The sequence below is a fragment of the Campylobacter sp. BCW_6877 genome (assembly GCF_001762445.1).
GTDB classification, from domain to species: Bacteria; Campylobacterota; Campylobacteria; order Campylobacterales; family Campylobacteraceae; genus Campylobacter_D; species Campylobacter_D jejuni.
Window position 1 is genome coordinate 68,328 of the sequence record NZ_MJWW01000061.1, and the last position, 2,123, is coordinate 70,450.

Below are 2,123 nucleotides of genomic sequence, written 5' to 3' on the forward strand. Positions count from 1 at the left end.
AATGTCTTCAAGATTTTTACCATACACCAAATCATAAAATTCTTTACAAGCTTGTCTGCTTTGTCCTATGCTTTCGTTATTGTTATCTTTGGTAAGTCCTAGCAAAATACAACCTTGAGTATCTTTGTCAGTGTTTCCCCAGTGTATTAAAATGTGTCTTTCATAAGGCACTAAATCATTATAAACATTTAACATAGTGTCCTTATCGTTCCCTGTAATCTTTCTTAAAGTCGCTTCAAACCGACTTCCCGGATGTCTTTTTAAATTATAATTTCCTTCAGGTATTCTTAAATCTTTACCACTTTCTAAACCCTCTTTATCTTCTTCCAAAGAAAAGCATTCAAAAAGAATTTTTTCTTCATCATCTAAAACCTTAAATTTGCCAATAACGCAAGTTTTACCAGTATATCTTCTATTAATTGTTATTTTCATTATAATTCCTTTCTTTTTATTTTTTGTATTTTATTTTTAGATTTAAACTCATTTTTCTTCTTCAAATTCAAATAAAAAAGCATTATCACCATAGGTAGTTTTATCAATTTCTTTTTTTATTCCTATAAAGCTTCTCTCGACTATAATTTCATTTTGAACTCTAAGGGCTTTTTGCATTTTTATATTTGAAAGATTGACATTTCCATAATATCCAGCTTGCCTATAAAAAAGACTCATAGGAATTTCATTTGTAAAAAGCTCTATACTTACACTATTTTTTATATTAGAAGCCCAAAGACAGCATTCATTTGCATTGCCATCATATTTTTTTAAAGCATTGGTAATATTATGCCAAGCAGGATCATTATAAATTCCGCTCGTTTTGATATTTCCTTCTATTTGATTTTTACTTGGTTTTGAAAGAACGCTAACTTCAGTATAATTTTTAGATTTTAAACCCATTCCATCTTTAGTGATTAAAAAACTGCCTTCATTAAGTCCTTTTATAATTTGCGTAGTGCTTGCTAAAGAATTTTCAAAACCAAAACGCAAATCACTTAAACATCCGCCATATTGACCACTATTTAAATTTGTATCAAAACTAATAATAATCAACTCTTGTGCTGTAATATTTTCATTTCCAAGCAAATTAATCCAACTTGTGTATTTATCATCACTTGCCACACAAAGCCAAAGTTGTTTTACATTTTCATTATAAGTTATAATTAAATCATTAACATTAGCTTTTGTTTTTGGAGTGGGAATAGAATTAGATACTTTTATTCCATTAATGCCTAAATTTAATTTCATATCTTCGAGCATCTCTTCTATAATAGGTTTAATTTCTTCTTTTGTTGGTGTTTGAGCCTTTAAACTTTCTAAAAATTCATCTTGACTTTTTCCCGTGTTTTCTTCATTTTCAAGCCAAAGTTCATAAGCACTTTTACCATCAGCTCCTTTAGCTCCATCTTGCCCTTTTAAATTTTCAAGCTGTTCTTCTGTAAAATCTTCATAAGTAAAAGGATCTCCTTTATCACCTTTTAAACTTTCTTGATTTTCTAAAACAACTTTTAATACAACTTCTTTTAAACTCTCTTCATTGATATTTGCATTGATGTCAAGCTCTTCTAGCAAGGCTTCTAGTTTTTCTTTTAATTCACTTTGTTTTATAAAGTTAAAACTTGTTAAAACTTCATTTATAGCATTTTTAATACTTTCATCGCTTGGTTTTACTCCATTTTTAAAAAGTTCTTTTAAAATTTCTAAAGCTTCACTAAAATCTTTATTGATTTCTTCTGTTTTTATGGCAATTTCTCTTAAATCCACGCTCATCTTATCCCCTTTATTAAACATTTGATCTGATGAAATAAATTACAAGAGCAATAAAAAACAAAAATCTTAAATTTATTTATTTCTAAAGCTTGCATTGCTTCTTTTAAAACAAGATCAGCTAGCCTATAATCATCTCTTGATTTTGCATTTATACACAAATAGTCATGGACAACACAAGCGCTAAAATACTCACTTTTAAAAGGTGGAAACAAAGACCAAAAAAGGCGTGGAATACTCGCTCCATCAGTTTTAAAACCTTGTGGTACAATGCCTTTGTAATTTGGTAAAATAAACTCATAATCTTGTATCACTTCAAATCTATCTTTATCATAAGGTTTTACACAAACCCTTTTTAATTC

Annotated in this window: 3 protein-coding genes; all 3 read right to left on the bottom strand. The window is 28.5% G+C overall.

All coding sequences use genetic code 11. The features are described from left to right. On the bottom strand, nucleotides 1–432 hold a 432-nt coding region (locus AJ936_RS09400), incomplete at its 3' end, for a DUF5675 family protein (RefSeq protein ID WP_070274468.1). Nucleotides 433–480: 48 nt separating this feature from the next. Further along, nucleotides 481–1,764 carry a hypothetical protein gene (locus tag AJ936_RS09405; RefSeq protein ID WP_057981351.1) on the bottom strand — a complete coding sequence of 428 codons (1,284 nt, stop codon included), beginning with the start codon at nucleotides 1,762–1,764 and terminating at the stop codon, nucleotides 481–483. After that, a partial coding sequence (locus tag AJ936_RS09410) for a DUF1353 domain-containing protein (RefSeq protein WP_250606933.1) occupies nucleotides 1,761–2,123 on the bottom strand: 363 nt, incomplete at its 5' end. The genes AJ936_RS09405 and AJ936_RS09410, both read right to left, overlap by 4 nt.

Bases quoted from the DNA above. Each gene is read 5' to 3' on its own strand.
- AJ936_RS09405 (WP_057981351.1), bottom strand. From the start codon at position 1,764: ATGAGCGTGGATTTAAGAGAAATTGCCATAAAAACAGAAGAAATCAAT.